This window comes from Extensimonas vulgaris, from assembly GCF_003337425.1.
Taxonomy (GTDB): Bacteria; Pseudomonadota; Gammaproteobacteria; order Burkholderiales; family Burkholderiaceae_C; genus Extensimonas; species Extensimonas vulgaris.
Genome location: NZ_QPJU01000003.1, coordinates 139,249 through 156,329 on the forward strand (window position 1 = coordinate 139,249; position 17,081 = coordinate 156,329).

A 17,081-nucleotide genomic window follows, 5' to 3' on the forward strand; every position below is an offset into this window, starting at 1 on the left:
GCCCGTTCGCGGCTGTAGCTCAGTGGATAGAGTATTGGCCTCCGAAGCCAAGGGTCGTGGGTTCGATCCCCGCCAGCCGCACCACATTGCGCCATACAAAAGGCGGTCGTCTGTCGTCGCAAACGTCCATCGCGGCGTTTCATCTGATGACCTTTGTCTTGCCCACTTCACCACACTGAAGGAAACCCATGCGCAGCCAACACCTCGCCCCCATCGCCGCCGTCCTTTTTGCCCTGGCGCCGCTTGCCCAGGCGCAAACTGCCGCCCCCAGCACCCCCTTGTCGCCCAAGGCGCAATACGCCGCCGACAGCAAGGCAGCCAAGGCCCGCTACGACCAGGATTTGAAACTCTGCGCCAGCGAGCCCACCGCCGAAGGCCGCATGCAGTGCAAGCGCGACGCCAAAGCCGCTTACGACCAGGCGCTGGCCGAGGCCAAGGCGCGCACAGGCGTCAGTGCACCAGCCAAATCCAGCGCCGCCGCCCAGCCCGCCTGCGCGGACTGCGGCAAAGTCATCGCAGTGCGGCAGGTTCAAAAAGAAGGCGAAGGCAGTGCCGTCGGCCTCGTCGCCGGCGGGGTGGCCGGCGCCTTGCTGGGCAACCAGGTCGGCAGCGGCACGGGCCGCAAACTTGCTACCGTTGCAGGAGCTGCCGGCGGCGCTTACGCGGGCCGTGAGATCGAAAAAAAGGTCAAAACCCACACCGTCTGGGCCGTTACTGTGGAATTCCCCCACAGCGGCAGCGCCGTTTACGAATTCGAAAGCGACCCAGGCTTTCGCGTAGGCGAAACCGTGCGCCGCACCGAGAACAACAGCATCGCCCGGCCTTGAGCCAGTGCAGTGTTCGACGCTATCTGCGACATAAAACCGCGTCTTTTCGGCCTGGGCCGCGTTGCAAATCCTCGCGATACCACCCGGTATCGCTGTGTTTTGCGCCTTGTCCAGACCAAAAATCCATCGGTTTTATTGGTCGCATCAAGCATCGAACACTACACTACAGCCGCTCATCCACACAGTCGCGCGGCCACACGGACTTCACGTCGAACACCACCCCGCCTGGCGCCAGCAGCTGCTTGATCTGCGCCGGCGCCATGCGGCAAAACGGCGCGTGCGCCACCGCCAGCACCAGCGCGTCCCACGGCCCCGCGGGCAGCGTGCGGGCCAGCGGCTCGCCATACTCTTGCAGCACCTGCGGCGCATCGGCCACCGGGTCGTGCACCTGCACCTGGGCGCCAAAATCGCGCAGCGTGCGCACGATGTCCACCACCTTGGTGTTGCGAATGTCCGGGCAGTCCTCCTTGAAGGTCATGCCCAGCACCAGCACGCGCGCGCCACGCGGGGCAAAGCCGCGCCGCGACAGCAGCCGCAGCACGCGCATCGCCACGTGCTCGCCCATGCCGTCGTTGATGCGCCGTCCGGCCAGGATCATCTCGGGGTGGTAGCCCAGCTGCTGCGCCTTGTATGTCAGGTAATACGGGTCCACGCCGATGCAGTGCCCGCCCACCAAGCCGGGGCGAAAGGGCAGAAAGTTCCACTTCGTGCCCGCCGCGTCCAGCACCTCGCGCGAATCCAGCCCCAGGCGCTCGAACAAAATCGCCAGCTCGTTGACCAGTGCAATGTTCACGTCGCGCTGGATGTTCTCTATCACCTTCGCCGCCTCGGCCACGCGCAGCAAGCCCACCGGGTGCGTGCCTGCGCGGATGATCTGGCGGTACAAAGCGTCCACATACGCCGCGCACTCGGGCGTCGAGCCCGAAGTCACCTTGACCACGTCCGCAAGCCGCCGCTGCCGGTCGCCCGGGTTGACGCGCTCGGGGCTGTAACCTACGAAAAAGCCCTCGTTGAAGCGCAGGCCCGAGGCGCGCTCCAGCACCGGCACGCACACCTCTTCGGTGCAGCCCGGGTACACCGTGCTCTCGTAAATCACCAGGCCGCCCGCGCGCAAATGCCGCCCCACGAGCGCGCTGGCCGCCTCCAGCGGCCCCAGGTCAGGCCGCCGCGCCGCGTCCACCGGCGTAGGCACGGCCACGATGAACACGTTGCACGCGGCCAAGTCCGCCTCGTCGGCGCTGAAGCGCAAGCGGCTCGCCGCCGCCAGCTCCTGCGCATCCACCTCGGCGCTCGCATCCAGCCCCTGCTGCAACTGCGCAATGCGCGCCGCGCTCACGTCAAAACCCACGGTAGCATGGTGCTGCCCAAACGCCACCGCCAGCGGCAGCCCCACGTAGCCGAGGCCGATGATGGCGATGTGAGGGGAGGTGGGGAGGGGCGAAGGGGTGAGAGGCATAGAAGGTCAGGAAAATGGCAAAAATCATGGCTCGGATTCAAGGGTATGATTTTCCACTCCCTTTGCTGCCTCACCTGTCACATCCTCTTCCAACCCCCGGGCTAACGCGCTGCGCGTGCAGCACACCAGGTTGCCATCCAGTTTGCATGCTTTCCCAACCGAAAAAAATCTGGCAGCTTTTTACCCCCGAAGAACGGCGCAAGGCGTGGTGGATGCTGCTGCTCGTGTTTCTGATGGCGCTGGCCGAAACCGCCGGCGTGGTTTCGATCATGCCCTTCCTGTCCGTGCTCAGTCGGCCGGCCGTCATCCACGAGCTGCCCTGGCTCGATGCGCTCTACACACGGCTCGGCTTTGGTGAATACCGCCCCTTCATCCAACTGCTGGGCGTGGTTTCCATCGTGCTGGTGGTGGGCTCATCGCTTTTCAAAACACTCACCCTGCACGTACTCAACCGCTTTGTGCACCTGCAGCGGCATTCGCTCAGCACGCGCCTGCTCTCGCGCTATTTGCACCAGCCGTATGAGTTCTTTCTAACGCGCAACCCCTCGGTGCTGGCCAAAAATGTCCTCTCCGAAGTCGATCAACTGGTGTTCGACCTCATTCAACCCCTGTCTCAACTGCTGGCCCAGGGCGTGCTGGTGATCGCCATGGTGGCGCTCATTTTTTACTACGACCCCGTCACCGCCGCCTGTACCGTTACCGTGCTCGGGCTGCTCTATGGCGGCATTTACGGCTTGGCGCGCAAGCACCTGGCGCGCATAGGTCGCGAGCGCCAGGCCGCCGACGCGCAGCGCTACCAGGCCTGCAACGAGGCGCTGGGCGGCATCAAAGACGTACAAGTCAACCACGTGGCCCCGGCGTACCTCGCCAAGTTCGAGGCCGCCTCGCGCCTTTTTTCGCGCCACATGGCAGCCAACGAGACGCTAAACCAATCACCGCTCTACCTGGTCGAGGCCACCGGTTACACCGGCCTCATCCTCATCGCCCTCATCCTGCTGCGCCGCACGGACGACATTGCCCACCTGCTGCCAGCGCTCGGCCTGTACGGCTTTGCCGCCTACCGCATGCTGCCCTCGGCGCAGATCATGTACCGCGGCTTTGCCCGCCTGCGCTTTGCGTCTGCGGCCTTGGACAACCTGGCGCGCGACCTCGCCCTGCCGCAGCCTTCACCCCCGCCGCCCATGCCGCCCCTGGTGCCGCAGCGCGAAATCCGCCTGCAGGGCATCCGCTACGCCTATCCATCCACGCCCGACAAACCCGTTCTGGAGAACTTTGACCTCGTCATCCCGGCCGGCACCAGCCTGGGCATCGTCGGGCGCAGCGGCGCGGGCAAAAGCACGCTCATGGACATTCTGCTCGGCATCCTCACCCCGCAGGCCGGCACGCTGAGTGTGGACGGCGTTCCCATCACCGCTGAAAACCTGCCGGCCTGGCAGCGCGCAATAGGTTACGTGCCGCAGCATATCTACCTGGCCGACATGAGCGTTGCCGAGAACATCGCCTTTGGCCTGCCGCGGCAGGCCATCGACATGGCAGCAGTGGAACGTGCCGCGCGCGTTGCGCAGATTCATGACTTCATCGTCAATGAGCTGCCGAACGGCTATGACACCCTGGTGGGCGACCGCGGCATTCGTCTTTCTGGTGGGCAGCGCCAGCGCATAGGCATTGCGCGGGCGCTGTATCGCGATCCGCCGGTGTTGTTGATGGATGAGGCGTCGAGTGCGTTGGATGGTCACACAGGGGATGCCGTCAATAGTGCTATTCAAAATGCATTCAACGATGTGACCTTAATTGTCATTACCCACAAAGAATCGGCTATAAAGCACTTTTCAAATAATATATTAATTTCTAACGAGATTGGTAGGCATGGCGCTTAAGAAATATATCCCAAAATGGATGTTGGTCTACGTCAGAGCAATGCTTCACCATATGGGGAGGTATGCTCGCGCAAGTTATTCGCAAGAGGGGGAGGATATTTTGCTTGCGCGTTATATTGACGAAAAGCGGGGGGGGTTCTATGTGGATATAGGTGCACATCATCCGTCGCGTTTTTCGAATACGTTTTATTTTTACAAGCGTGGGTGGCGTGGCATAAATATAGATGCGCAGCCTGGGAGTATGCGTGTTTTTCGACTGACGCGCCCTCGCGATATAAATTTGGAAATTGCTATATCCGATAAAAATGAGACTTTAGAGTTTCATCTCTTTAAGGAGCCATTGCTTAATAGTGCAAACAAGGAGCTTGTCGAGTCGAGGCGTAGAGTCCTTGGTGAGCACCGAAATGAAAATAATGTTTTTTGCGTTCGAGCAGTGACTCTTGAATCCGTTCTGGATAGTTTTTTGCCTTCTGATGTCTTTATCGATTTTATGAGTATTGATGTAGAGGGATTGGACTTGAATGTATTGCGATCAAATAACTGGGAGATATATCGTCCAAATTATGTGCTTGTCGAGGTGCTTGGGGGCGACCTGCAGTCGCTGGCGCACACTGATATTGGTGAATTTCTTCTCGGCGTTGGGTATGAGCCAGTGTCAAAATTGGTACATACGGTTGTTTTTAGGGAAAAAGGGCTGGGGAAAGTTAACTATATATGAAAGATGAAGATCGAAATGACGTTTCGTGTCCCCATGTTTCGGTGGTTATTCCTACAACTGGTAAGCGCCAAAACTTGTTGGCCCGGGCAATAAATTCTGCTGATGCTCCGGGTTATGATGTTGAAGTCATTGTTGTGGTGAATGGCAATGACGCCTCTGCATTTCAGTTGCCCTGCCTGAATTTTAATGGCACAGTTCGTGTTATAAGGCTTGAAAGTTCCGGGGTGAGCAACGCGCGAAATTGTGGATTGGATGCAGCAAAAGGCCTGTTGGTAAGATTTTTAGATGATGATGATTATTTGCTGCCTGAATTCACTGTTAAGCAATATGCATTGGCGTTAGAGAGTGGTGTGTCGATCGTCTCTGGTCGGATAAAAATATTAGACGAGTCTGGGGCGTGTTATGGTGTGAGCCCACAGATAGGGGAGAGTGATCCTTATTGTGATCTTCTTTCCGCGAGTATGGTTGTGTTGCCGTTAGCACATGTTTATAAGGCGAGTTCAATAAAATGCCTGCGTTGGGATGTGCGCAAAAATAACGCCGAGGATGTGGATTGGCTGCATCGTGTGGCGCGTGATCAGGAACAAGCGTGGCGGGCGATAGATGAAATTGTTGGTGTGTGGTATCAGCACTCGGATATAAATAGGCTTTCATATGTTTTTGTTAATAATGAGGCAACAAAAGTTAGCGCAGAAGCTATATTGGAGACCAATAAAGTATTAAGAGAATCAGGCCGGGCTACTTTATTGCGTGAATCGGCGGCAGCGCTGGGGCTTTGGCGCTGTGCGCATAAAGCATTTTATTTGTCACCGATCTATTGGACAAAAATTAAAAAAATATCGATGATGCTGGATAAGGAGATTGTAAATCAATTTCCTCTTTATCGTGAGCTGAGTCTTTTTGGAATTACGCCAATATTTATTGACTGGCTAATGATTCCAAAGCGTTTTCTAAATAATTGTTGGCGCATGGTGACGTGGCGTGCTCTTCGTGTCGCGCATGTTCGGCGCTTTTAATTGACTGTGAAAATCAATGAATTCAATGCGTGAGGGAAGTGTTGCTGCTGTCGTCGTTTCATATAATCGCAAAGAGCTCTTGTCGCATTGTTTGAGAAAGCTTACAAGCCAATCGCGAAGGCCGGATAGAGTCTTTATTGTGGATAATGCTTCAACTGATGGCACGGCTGAGTTATTGTGCGACAATGACTGCTTGCAACGCCGGGGTGTGCAAGTGATACGGCTGTCCGAAAACATCGGGGGGGCGGGCGGTTTTGGATGTGGCGTGGAGCATGCGATGCGTGCCGGTTTCGATTGGATGTGGCTAATGGATGATGATGCCGCACCTCATTCGGACGCGCTTGAAGAACTTCTCAAGGTTGCAAAAGATCCATCTAACATCTATGGTTCATTGGCAATTTCTGGCGCTGAGACCTCGTGGATGATGACCTTGCTTGGTGAGCGAAAAGTCACTACACATCACGTGCAAGAAATTCCGGCGTCTGCTCAGGTTCAAATGCTTCCATTTCTTGGTTTTTTTATCCATCGAAGCTTGGTAGAGAAAATTGGACTACCTGATGCCGGATTTTTCATAGCTGCTGATGATGTCGAATATTGCGTTCGGGCCCGGCAGGCCGGTGCGGACATTATCGTTGCGGGCTTGAGTCACATAGACCATCCAAAATCAAGGCCGTATAAGATTCAATTCTTTGGCTACACGTTGACGGGCCTCGAATTGCCGCCATGGAAGCGCTATTACGACACTCGTAACCGACTGCTCATTGCGCGAAGACACTTCGGGTTAAAGCTGGTGACGCAAACAATTCCAGGGTCGTTCGTCCGACTCATTGCTGCTTTGCTGCGCGAGCCGAATAAGCTGCGGCAGCTTCATGCCTTTTGTGCCGGTATGTTTGATGGACTGCTTGGCATCAAAGGTAAGCGGCACACTAAATGGGGTATAAAGTGATGGAATTGGTATGCATCATCGGCGCCGGCTTCGCTGGCAGTGTCGTCGCCCGTGAACTGGCCGAGGCCGGACGGCGGGTGCATGTCATCGACAAGCGGCCGCATATCGCTGGAAATGCCTACGACGAATATGATGCCCACGGTGTATTGATTCACAACTACGGCCCGCATATTTTTCATACCAACAGCGAGCGTATTTTTGAATATTTGTCTCGCTTTACCGCATGGCGCCCTTATGAGCACCGGGTTCGTGCCGTTCTTGACGGTAAAACCTATCCGTTCCCTATCAACCGCGATACGCTGAACCAGCTTTATGGATTAAACCTGGATGAAGCTGGCGCTGCTGTGTTTTTGGAGCGCGTTCGCGAGCCGCGTGATCCGGTACTGACCAGCGAAGATGTGGTCTTGAATAGCGTCGGTCGCGATTTGTATGAAAAGTTTTTTTTGAACTACACGCGCAAGCAGTGGGGGCTGGAGCCCTCGCAGCTCAAGGCGGGCGTGGCGGCGCGCATTCCGGTGCGCACCAATACGGATGATCGTTACTTCACGGACACCTTTCAAGCCATGCCCAAGGATGGCTACACGAAAATGTTCGAAGCCATGCTCGACCACCCCAACATCTGTGTAGAGCTTGGCGTGGATTTTGAAGACGTGCGCGATTCCTTGCGCCCGGCGCACCTTGTTTATACCGGGCCTATCGATGCGTATTTTCGCTATTGCTACGGCCGGCTACCCTACCGTTCGCTGCGTTTCGAGCACGCGCATTTGCCCGGTGTGCAGAGGTTTCAAGAAGTGGGGACGGTAAACTACCCCAATGATTTCGGCTACACCCGAATCACCGAATTCAAGCACATGACAGGCCAGCAGCACAGTGGCACGTCTATCGTGCGCGAATATCCTCAGGCCGAGGGCGATCCGTATTATCCCATTCCGCGAGCTGAAAATGAGGCGCTTTTTCAGCGCTATGAAGCCTTGGCGGCGCGCGAAAAAAATGTGACTTTTGTCGGTCGGCTGGCCCAGTATAAGTACTACAACATGGATCAGGTGGTGGGCGCTGCCTTGGCGGCGGCGAAGCAGATCATTGGATGACTGAATGAAAATCGCCTTTTTGTGCAAACGCCGCTACATGGACAAAGATGTAGTGGCAGATCGATATGGGCGCTTGTATGAAATCCCTTATCAGCTGAGCCGTTTGGGGCATGCGGTAGAGGTTTTTTGTCTTGATTACAAAAGCGGCCTGGCGCAGCGGCTGGAGCATGAGGCAAGTCCTGGCAGCTTGCGCTGGAATTCGCGCGCGCTCGGGTCGGGTATTTTGCCGCAGGCTGTGCGCTACCCTTCTCGCCTGCTGCGCGCCTTGCAGAGCTTTTCGCCTGACATCGTGATCGGGGCTTCGGATATTCCGCATGTGGTTTTGGGGTGGTGGCTGGCGCGACGCCTTGGCCGGCCTTATGTTGCCGACCTCTACGACAATTTTGAGAGTTTTGGCCAGGCGCGCATCCCTGGAATGGTGCCCGCGCTGCGGCATGCGGTGCGCAATGCCGATGTGGTGACGACGACGAGTGAGCCGCTGGCCCGTTTCGTGCGCAGTGTTTACCGTGCACGCGGAGACGTTTTCGCATTGCCGAGCAGCGTGGATTTGGCGGTGTTTCATCCACGAGATCAGCAAGCCTGTCGCAGGCATCTTGGGCTACCCTTGCACGCAAAGCTCATCGGCACCGCGGGGGGGCTCAGCCGGATGAAGGGAATAGATACTCTGTATGCGGCGTGGCAATTGCTTGCCCACAGCCATCCCGAGGTGCATTTGGTTTTGGCTGGATCGATTGACGCTGATTTGCCGATTCCAAAGGGCGAGCGGGTGCATTATCTTGGCCAGTTGCAGCACGCCAGCGTGGCAGAATTATTTTGCGCGTTGGATGTGGGCGTTATGTGCGTGCCAGATACGCCTTTTGGGCGTTATTGTTTTCCGCAAAAGGCGTATGAAATGTTGGCCTGCGCCCTTCCGGTGGTGGCGAGCGATGTGGGGGCCATCGGCGGTTTGTTGGAATCCTATCCCTCTTGTCTTTTTCGGGGAGCAGATGCCGCACATCTTGCGCAGCAAATAACCACACAGCTGACCACGCCCACCGTGCCTGCGGTGCCTATCGAGGATTGGGCGGGCCTCGTCGCCCGGCTCCATGCAAAATTGAGCAAACTGGGCCAGCGGTAGAAAACGCCCGCAGCGTGCGCAAGGCTAAGTGCCGGCCCCTAAGACCCGCTCCACCCGCTCCCCGAACGCCTCCCACGCAAAACCCCGGGCGAACGCGTGGATGCCCGCTTCGTCCAAAGGCTTGGCAAGCAGCTGCAGGACGGCATCGGCAAAGGCGGCGGCATCACCGGGCGGCACCAGAGAGCCGCTTTGGCCGTGGGCCACCGCATCCACCACGCCGCCCGCGGCGTAGGCCACCGTCGGAAGGCCGTGCACTGCGGCTTCGATCGCCACCATGCCGAAGCCTTCGGGGTCGTTGGGCAGCGCGCGGATCGGGAAGGCATGCACCTGTGCGGCCTGGTAGGCGGCGGCAAGCTCCTCCTCCGATACTTTGCCGAGGAAGATCACATGCTGCGCCACCCCGGCCACCGCGGCGGCGGATTGGATGGCGGCGGGCGTTTGCGCCTGGCCGTAAAGGGCATTGGCGGGCGCATCGCCGATCACCAGCAGGCGCACATCGGGCCGCTCGGCAGCGATGCGCGGCAGCACTTCGGTGACGAATTCGCGCAGCCCCTTGCGCGCCGTCAGGCGCCCGACCGAGAGCAGCAGCGGCGCATCGCCCAGCCCGTGCGCGGCGCGAAAGGCGTGAGCGGAGGGCGTGGGCCGGGCGGCGGGCGACGCGGGCGGTAGCTGCACGCCGGGGTGCACGATGTGGATGCGCTGCGGGGCGATGCCCGCCTGCGCGGCCAGTGCTGCTGTGGCGTGGCTGTTGGCAATCACGGCGTCAACGCGGCGAAGCGCAGGCAGCCACAGGCGCCGGTACAGCGCATGCGGCACGGTGATGTCCAGCCCATGCACATAGGCCACTGCGCGCGCACCCGCACAGCGCGCGGCCAGCCAGGCGAGCGGCGCCGTCAGCCCGCTGCCGGCCAGCACCACGGCAGGGCGGTCGCGCCGGGCGGCCCGAAAGGCGCGCCAGCCAGCGGCCAGCACGAAGCGCCACAGGGGTTTGAGCGGCACTTCTTCCACCGTGACGCCCGTGGGGGCCTGGGCGGCGGCACCTGCGGGGGCGATCACGTGCATGGGGTGGCGCTTGCCAAGCTCGGCCGCCAGATGCCAGTTGAGCCGCTCCATGCCGCCCAGGAGCGGCGGAAAGTTGCGCGTCACGAGCAGGACGCGGGTGCGCGCAGGCAGGGGTTGCGGGGGCATGGCGTTGGGCATCACAGCGCAGCGCAGGTCGTGATGGATCAACCCTCACGCTTGTAAGTCAGGTTGGTAATCTGCTCTGAAATCAAGCCGATCAAAAACACGATCACCGCGGCCGAAAGCAGCAGTGCGCTCATGTTGGTAAAGCGGCGTTCGGTCAAAAAGGTGTGCAGATAATTGCCCAGCCCCAGCAGAAAAAAGCCCGCACTCACCGGAAAGAACAGCTTGAGCGGTGAATACAGCGTGGCGATTTTGAAGATGATGAGCAAAAAGCGCACGCCGTCGCGCACGAGGCGGATGTGGCTTTTGCCTATGCGCCGCGCGGCGACGATGGGCACGTAGGCCACGGGGTAGGCGCTGCGAAAGAACGCCATTGTGCAGGTGGTGGGGTACGAAAAGCCGTTGGGCAGCAGGTACAGAAATTCGCGGAACTTGGCGGCGCGCACGGCGCGAAAGCCGCTGGTCAGGTCTTGCACCGGGTGGCCCGTCATCCAGCTGGCCAGGCGGTTGTAAACGCCATTGGCCATGCCGCGCCCCACGCTGGCCTGCGAGCCCTGGCCGCGCGCGCCCACGGCCATGTCGTAGCCTTCATCCAGCTTGGCCAGCAGGCGCGCAATGTCGGCCGGGTCGTGCTGGCCGTCGGCGTCCATGAAGACGAGCACATCGCCCGTGGCGGCGCGCGCACCGGCCTTGATGGCGGCGCCGTTGCCCATGCTGTAGGGGCGCGAGAGCACTTGCGCACCGGCGGCGCGGGCGATGGCGGCGGTGTTGTCGGTGGAGCCGTCGTCCACCACGATGCACTCGGCAGCAGGGTAGTGCGCGCGCAGGCGCGCGAGCAGCGGGCTTAGGGCAGCGGACTCGTTTTTGGCGGGCAGGATGATGGAGAGCTGGGGCATGGCCGGCGGGGCGCGTCAGCGCATTTCGTTTTGCAGGATGGCGCGGATGCGGGCGATTTCGCGGTCGTAGATGCTGCGGGGGAACTTCAGCGATGCCTCGCTTTGTGCGTGGTAAATCGCCTCGGCCTGGTCGAGCAGACGCATCGCGTGCTGCGGGTAGCCGGCGTTGCCCATTTCGGCCACCATTTGCATGGCCGAATCGATGTTGCCGTATTTTTGCATGGCAATGCGGTATTGCGCCTCGGCCTCGTCGGGGCGGCCGTCGGCCAAGGCGAGCCTGGCTTTGAGGTAGGGGATGAAGCGCAAGAAGATGGGGAACAAGGCATAGCGGCTGTGGTTTTCCGCTTGCGAGAGGCGATCGAGCAAGGCTTCGGTGGCGTGCCGCGTCCATGAGGGCTGGCCTTTTTGCGTCACCTTGTCCACCAGTTGGCGCAGCGCCATGACGGCTTGTGCATCGAAAGGCTGTTCGGTAAGGCGCTGCGCAGCCCAGTCGAAGTCCTCGGGCCTGGCGCTGCCAAGATACACTTTTTCTAGCAGATAACCCATGGTCAGCAAGGGGCTGTCGGGCATTTTCTGCATTGCGCTGCGCATGACGGTGTCGGCCTTGTCTGCCTCGCCGTGGCGCGTGTAATAGTTGGCGAGCGCATTTTGTGCGCGCGGCGAATTGGGCGCGGCCAGCGCCCAATAAAGCTCCAAACCTTCAGGCTGGCCCCACAGCGTGGCGCGCTGGTAGGTCAAAAAGGCCAGCGTGGCCACGATGGCTATGGCCAGGCCCGCCACGAGGCGGCGCGAAATATGGCGCCCCAGCGCGTCCAGCCCTTGCGCAATGGGCAAAAACAAAAAGGCGGCGGGCAAATAATTGCGATGTTCGAAATACAGCTCCAGCCCCACGACGGTGGATTCGAGCAAATGCCCGGCTAAGAAAAACAGGAGCGCAAGGCCAAGGAACGGCCAGCGCTTGCGGGCAAAAATACCCACGAAAAACAGCGCGAGCAAACCCACTGCCGCCAGCAAAGTGGAGGGCGGCGAGAGCCAGCCATGCGAGACGACGATGCCGTCCTGGTACAGGCCGCTGCCCTCGATGCGCGGCAAAAACAGGTTGCGCAGGTAGTCCCACATCAGGCGCGCTTCGGTCCACAGGCGCTCGGGCTGGTTGAAGGTGCGGTGCGGCCACGGGTTGGACGAAAAGTCCACCATGCGCAGCAAGTAGCCCAGCAGCGCAATGCTGGGCAGCCACAGGCATAGCGCGAGAAAAAGCCGCGCCGGGCGCGGGCGCGTCTGGGTTTGCGGGGCGCAAAACTCGACCACGGCGAGCAAAAGCGGTAGCAGCGCGCCGTTTTCCTTGCTCAGCGTAGCGAGCACGGTGCCCAGGCCCAGGCTGGCCAGCATCCACGCATAGGCGGCGCGCGGGCGCTGCGCGAGGCGTTGCCGGCCATGCAGGTAGCCCGCCATGCCCGCAAAGACGAACAAGGCCGCAAGCTGCGTCATGCGCTGCACGGCGTACAGCGTGGTCGAGACCAAAAACGGGTGCAGCAGCCAGACCGTGGCGCTGAACAAGGCATACGCCTGCGCCTTGCGCTCGGGCAGGCCGTAGTTGCGGCACAACTGCAGCGTGGCCCACAAAAGCAGGCAGCCGCACAGCAGGTGCAGCAGGATGTTGGTGTATTTGAACGATGCCGGGTCGGACGGCCAGGCGTTGTCGTTGAGCAAAAAGCTCGCGAGGGCAAGCGGGCGGCCGCTGGGGCCGGAAAACCCGCTGAAAACAAAAGCGCGGAAAGTATCCCAATCCGTCACGCCGCCATAGGCAGAAAGGTCTTGCAGGTTGGGAGCGTCGTCAAATAAAAATGGCCCACTCAATCCAGGCCGTAGACAAAAAAAGGCCAGGGCCAAAGCTAACGCGAAAAAGAGTGTGTTCGTAATTTCGTAATTGGATGGGCGACGCATTCCTGGGGAATTGAGATTTGAGGGTTTATGTAATAGAAAACGCCCGATGAACGGGCGTTTTTCAAAGAAATATCAGGATATCAACGGCAATTGGAGGGGAGCCACTTGTTAGGAACAGGATTAGTGAGGCCCGTCGTTTTGCATCGCCATTGAACGCTCCCTCCCGATCCCGTGATGGGGCTGAGAGCAAGTGTGTCATTATTTGCCGAATCCACTTTGCTGTTATAGGTAATGGTGATAAGGCCATTTGTGCCAACCGACACGCTAGAAACAGCATTTCCCTTAATGCTGGTAGCACTGGCCAAGCCAGCGGAGGAGTTGCTTGCAGGCATTCTGTTGTTGGTGGAATAAAACTCCGTCACCGACGCCTTCGCTCCGGAGGCCAAAGTCAAACCTTCAGACACATGCGTGCGCTTGGTGTAGTCCTGGTAGGCCGGCAGCGCGATGGCGGCCAAGATGCCGATGATCGCGACGACGATCATCAATTCGATGAGGGTGAAACCCTGCTGCATGGAACGCTTCATGAAAAACTCCTGAAAAAAAGGGGGAAGAAGACTCGCCCTGATGGATAAGCAGCAATCATGCCACATTAGTCCTGCCACACAATCTGGTGATTTTGCGGGGCTTCCAAGCGGCGGCCGATGGCTTGCGCCAGGACATGGATGCGTCGGGCTGACAAATTTGTTGCACGCAAATGTTGCTGAAGGGCCGGAAATTGCGGGGCTGCACGCTTTGCACGTGGCTGGCGGCTCTGCCATCTTGCGCTCTTTTGCGCTGCCTGCATCAGCGGCAGGACATTGGGCGCCACTTGGGGTCGACGGTCGAGCCGCTGGCGCCGCACTTCCACTGAACGCTGCCCGCGCTGGTACTGGGGCTCAGGGTGAGTGTGGCGTCCTCCTGCACCTTGCCGTTGTAAGTGATGGTGATGACGCCGCTGGTATCGAGCGCCACGCTTTTGACGGCATGGCCCGTAATGGAGCTGCTGATGGCAAGCCCTGCAGAAGTGTTGCCAGTGGGCATGCGGTTGTTGCTGCTATAAAACTCCGAGACCGCTGTCTTGGCGCTGGCCGCCAGCGCCAGGCCCTCGGAGACGTTGGTGCGCCTGACGTACTCTTGGTAAGAAGGCAGTGCAATGGAGGCCAAGATGCCGATGATCGCCACGACGATCATCAGTTCGATGAGGGTAAAGCCCTGTTGTTGGCCGGAGCGCTTCATCGATCCCTCTGGACGTTTGTTGTAGTTTGGGGTTCTCGGCTGCGATCACCGCGATCACGGAGGTAAGGTCTTTGGATGCCCGTCGCTTTTATCGCCTGCGGGCAGGTGATAAGCAGCAACCGTGCCACTGACTGCCGGCAGGGGTTGGTTTGGCCGGCTCGCAGCGCCGTCAATGCTGCTCGAACACCATCTGCGTGCCCGCGAGTTCGATTTGGTCGCCGTCGTGCAGCAGGATGGGGGTATCGACGCTGATGGGGGTGCCGTTGAGCCGGGGCATTTCTGCGCCGTCGACGTGGGCCAGCATGAACCCTTGCGTGCGGCGCGTGATCGATGCCACTGCCACGCCGGGTTTGCCGATGGTGGTCACGACTTTTTGCAACACCATTTCTCGTCCGGCCGTCGGGCCCGAGAGGATGCGAATGTTTGCCACGAGTGGCAGCATGGGTGGGGGTGGCGGCGGTGGAACTTGCGGGTGCGCTGCCGACGGCACGGCTGTGAGCGGGGCGTGGGCAGAGTTGCGCGTGGCATGGGCGAGGGCTTGCTCGTCCACGAAACGCAACAGGTATTTGCCGACGATGATCTTGTCACCATGCTGCAGCACACGGCGGCGCACGGGCTTGCCGTTGACGTAAGTACCGTTGGTGCTGCCCAGGTCTTCGATTTCGACCTCGCCATCGTGCATGTGCAGGGCGGCGTGCTCGCCGCTCACCGCAAGGTTGTCGATCACGATGTCGTTGTAGGGCCGGCGGCCCAGCGTGGTGTGCGCTTGGGTGAGCGGCACTTCACGGGTAACGAGGCCATCGATGGAGATGATCAGGCGCGGCATGGGGGCTCCCTTGGTTCTCTGTGTATGTGTCCCAGACTGTTCATCATGACACGGGCTGATCCTTTCCCCGTCATTGCGAGGGCCGAAGGCCCGCGGCAATCCATGGGGCCTGTGCAACAGCGCTGGCGCACGCTGACACGAGCGGGGGGCTGGATTGCCGCGCCCCTGCGGGGCTCGCAATGACGGGTTTCTTTGCAGCGGCCAAAATGACCGGCAGCGGCAGCGTAGGTGTGCATGCCGGGCGAGATCCGGGTGAAATCGAGGGGAAGGGCTTGCGCGGCGCCGCTCATGCCCCGGTGGCGGGCTGCGCTTTGTGCTGCCAGAGTTTGCCCACACCGACCACGAAGGCGGCACCGAGCGCAGGGGCCAGGTAGTGCAGCAGCGGGACGGCCAGAGCAACATCGTGCAGCGCCGTATCGCTGATGATGGTTTCGCCACCCACCCAGCCGATCAGGCCCGCGCCGAGCACGACGATCATCGGCAAGCGCGCCATGAGCCGGATCATGAAGCTGCTGCCGAAGATGACGAGCGGGATGCTCAGGGCGAGCCCCAGCACCAGCAGCACCAGGTTGCCTTGCGCGGCGGCGGCCACGCCGATGACGTTGTCCAGGCTCATGACCAGGTCAGCGACGAGGATGGTGCGTATGGCGCCGAGCAGGTTGCCATGGGTGGGTGTCGCGGCGTCGTCTTCGTCCTCTTCGCGCAGCAGTTGCAGGCCGATCCACAGCAGCAGGCAGCCGCCGACGATTTGCAAATAGGCGAGGGTGAGCAGTTTGGCCGCGACCATGGTGAGCGCAACGCGCAGCACGACGGCCGCGCCGGAGCCCCAGAAGATGGCTTTTTTCTGTTGCGCAGCTGGCAAAGTGCGGGCGGCGAGCGCGATCACGACGGCGTTGTCACCCGAGAGGATGATGTTGATCCAGACGATCTCGAACAGGCCGATCCAGAAGGCGGCGGTTTGCAGGGATTCCACGGCGGACATTCCAAAGTGCGGTCGGGGTTTTGTAGCACAAAAAACAAAACGCCCGGAACCGAAGTTGCGGGCGCTTGGGGGTGAGCCAGGGCGGGGTTACTTCTTGAGCGCGGCCTTGGCGAGTTTGCCGAGTTCGGAGGGGTTGCGCGTGACGATGAAGCCGCATTCTTCCATCACGGCGAGCTTGGCTTCGGCGGTGTCGGCGCCGCCTGCGATGAGCGCGCCGGCGTGGCCCATGCGCTTGCCGGGCGGGGCGGTGACGCCCGCGATGAAGCCGATGACGGGTTTCTTCATGTGGTCTTTGCACCAGCGCGCGGCGATGGCTTCGTCGGGGCCGCCGATTTCGCCGATCATGATGACGGCGTCGGTTTCGGGGTCGTCGTTGAAGGCTTTCATCACGTCGAGGTGCTTGAGGCCGTTGATCGGGTCGCCGCCGATGCCCACGGCGCTCGATTGGCCCAGGCCCTCTTCGGTGAGCATGGCCACCGCTTCATAGGTGAGCGTGCCCGAGCGGCTCACCACGCCGACGCGGCCGCGGCGGTGGATGTGGCCGGGCATGATGCCGATCTTGATCTCGTCGGGGGTGATGAGGCCGGGGCAGTTGGGGCCGAGCAGCAGGGTTTCTTTGCCGCCGGCGGCGACCTTGGCCTTCATTTTGTTGCGCACGATGAGCATGTCGCGCACGGGGATGCCCTCGGTGATGCAGACCACGAGGTCTAGGTCGGCCTCGACGGCTTCCCAGATGGCGTCGGCAGCACCGGCGGGCGGCACGTAGATGACCGAGACGGTGGCGCCGGTGTGCTGGGCGGCCTCTTTGACCGAAGCGTAGATGGGGATGTCGAAAATCGACTCACCGGCCTTTTTGGGGTTCACGCCGGCGACAAAGCAGTTTTTGCCGTTGGCGTATTCCTGGCATTTTTGCGTGTGGAACTGGCCGGTCTTGCCGGTGATGCCCTGGGTGATGACTTTGGTGTTTTTGTCGATGTAGATGGACATG

General features: G+C 60.2%; 16 protein-coding genes and 1 tRNA gene. 8 read left to right on the forward strand and 9 right to left on the reverse strand.

Annotated elements, in window-relative coordinates; all coding sequences use genetic code 11:
* Window positions 1–8: 8 nt before the first annotated feature.
* Both DFR45_RS06215 and DFR45_RS06220 read left to right on the forward strand, forming a co-directional pair.
* Window positions 9–84 (forward strand) — tRNA-Arg (locus DFR45_RS06215).
* 104 nt (window positions 85–188) lie between these two features.
* On the forward strand, window positions 189–827 hold the full coding sequence (locus tag DFR45_RS06220; protein ID WP_114482840.1) for an outer membrane lipoprotein: 639 nt from the start codon (window positions 189–191) through the stop codon (window positions 825–827).
* A gap of 163 nt (window positions 828–990) precedes the next feature.
* Here the strand turns inward: DFR45_RS06220 and DFR45_RS06225 are convergent, their stop codons facing one another.
* Window positions 991–2,283, reverse strand: a complete 1,293-nt coding sequence (locus DFR45_RS06225; RefSeq protein ID WP_114482841.1) for a nucleotide sugar dehydrogenase — start codon at window positions 2,281–2,283, stop codon at window positions 991–993.
* A gap of 146 nt (window positions 2,284–2,429) precedes the next feature.
* On the opposite strand from DFR45_RS06225, the gene DFR45_RS06230 reads away from it, so the two are divergent.
* From DFR45_RS06230 to DFR45_RS06255, 6 genes are read left to right on the forward strand one after another with little or no spacing between them, the layout of a single operon-like run.
* Window positions 2,430–4,160 (forward strand): ABC transporter ATP-binding protein, encoded by a 1,731-nt coding sequence (locus DFR45_RS06230; RefSeq protein ID WP_114482842.1) that lies wholly within the window; start codon window positions 2,430–2,432, stop codon window positions 4,158–4,160.
* Window positions 4,150–4,878 carry an FkbM family methyltransferase gene (locus DFR45_RS06235; RefSeq protein ID WP_114482843.1) on the forward strand — a complete coding sequence of 243 codons (729 nt, stop codon included), beginning with the start codon at window positions 4,150–4,152 and terminating at the stop codon, window positions 4,876–4,878. Before DFR45_RS06230 ends, DFR45_RS06235 begins: the two co-directional genes overlap by 11 nt.
* Window positions 4,875–5,894, forward strand: coding sequence for a glycosyltransferase family 2 protein (locus DFR45_RS06240; protein ID WP_114482844.1), 1,020 nt, complete (start codon window positions 4,875–4,877; stop codon window positions 5,892–5,894). Before DFR45_RS06235 ends, DFR45_RS06240 begins: the two co-directional genes overlap by 4 nt.
* A gap of 25 nt (window positions 5,895–5,919) precedes the next feature.
* Window positions 5,920–6,840: a glycosyltransferase gene (locus DFR45_RS06245; RefSeq protein WP_158636965.1), complete on the forward strand. Its 921-nt coding sequence runs from the start codon at window positions 5,920–5,922 to the stop codon at window positions 6,838–6,840.
* Entirely contained in the window at window positions 6,825–7,928 is a 1,104-nt protein-coding gene (gene glf / locus DFR45_RS06250) for a UDP-galactopyranose mutase (protein WP_241659286.1), read from the forward strand. The genes DFR45_RS06245 and glf overlap by 16 nt, the downstream gene beginning before the upstream one ends.
* Window positions 7,929–7,932: 4 nt before the next feature.
* Window positions 7,933–9,045 (forward strand): glycosyltransferase family 4 protein, encoded by a 1,113-nt coding sequence (locus DFR45_RS06255; RefSeq protein ID WP_114482847.1) that lies wholly within the window; start codon window positions 7,933–7,935, stop codon window positions 9,043–9,045.
* Between the two features lie 24 nt (window positions 9,046–9,069).
* Here DFR45_RS06255 and DFR45_RS06260 read toward each other — a convergent pair whose 3' ends face one another.
* The 8 genes from DFR45_RS06260 to sucD all read right to left on the reverse strand — a co-directional run bounded on the left by DFR45_RS06260 (window position 9,070) and on the right by sucD (window position 17,080).
* Complete coding sequence (locus DFR45_RS06260; protein WP_114483022.1) at window positions 9,070–10,233, reverse strand: glycosyltransferase family 4 protein; 1,164 nt, start codon at window positions 10,231–10,233, stop codon at window positions 9,070–9,072.
* Between the two features lie 38 nt (window positions 10,234–10,271).
* Window positions 10,272–11,126 (reverse strand): glycosyltransferase family 2 protein, encoded by an 855-nt coding sequence (locus DFR45_RS06265; RefSeq protein WP_114482848.1) that lies wholly within the window; start codon window positions 11,124–11,126, stop codon window positions 10,272–10,274.
* 15 nt (window positions 11,127–11,141) lie between these two features.
* Window positions 11,142–12,920, reverse strand: coding sequence for a tetratricopeptide repeat protein (locus tag DFR45_RS06270; protein WP_194161650.1), 1,779 nt, complete (start codon window positions 12,918–12,920; stop codon window positions 11,142–11,144).
* A gap of 230 nt (window positions 12,921–13,150) precedes the next feature.
* Window positions 13,151–13,594: a pilin gene (locus tag DFR45_RS06275; RefSeq protein WP_114482849.1), complete on the reverse strand. Its 444-nt coding sequence runs from the start codon at window positions 13,592–13,594 to the stop codon at window positions 13,151–13,153.
* Window positions 13,595–13,853: 259 nt separating this feature from the next.
* A complete protein-coding gene (locus DFR45_RS06280) occupies window positions 13,854–14,285 on the reverse strand; it encodes a pilin (RefSeq protein ID WP_114482850.1) in 432 nt (143 codons plus the stop codon).
* Window positions 14,286–14,454: 169 nt separating this feature from the next.
* Window positions 14,455–15,111, reverse strand: a complete 657-nt coding sequence (locus tag DFR45_RS06285) for an FHA domain-containing protein (RefSeq protein ID WP_114482851.1) — start codon at window positions 15,109–15,111, stop codon at window positions 14,455–14,457.
* A gap of 286 nt (window positions 15,112–15,397) precedes the next feature.
* Window positions 15,398–16,084: a TerC family protein gene (locus DFR45_RS06290; protein ID WP_114483023.1), complete on the reverse strand. Its 687-nt coding sequence runs from the start codon at window positions 16,082–16,084 to the stop codon at window positions 15,398–15,400.
* A gap of 96 nt (window positions 16,085–16,180) precedes the next feature.
* Entirely contained in the window at window positions 16,181–17,080 is a 900-nt protein-coding gene (gene sucD / locus DFR45_RS06295; RefSeq protein ID WP_114482852.1) for a succinate--CoA ligase subunit alpha, read from the reverse strand.
* Window position 17,081 lies beyond the last annotated feature (1 nt).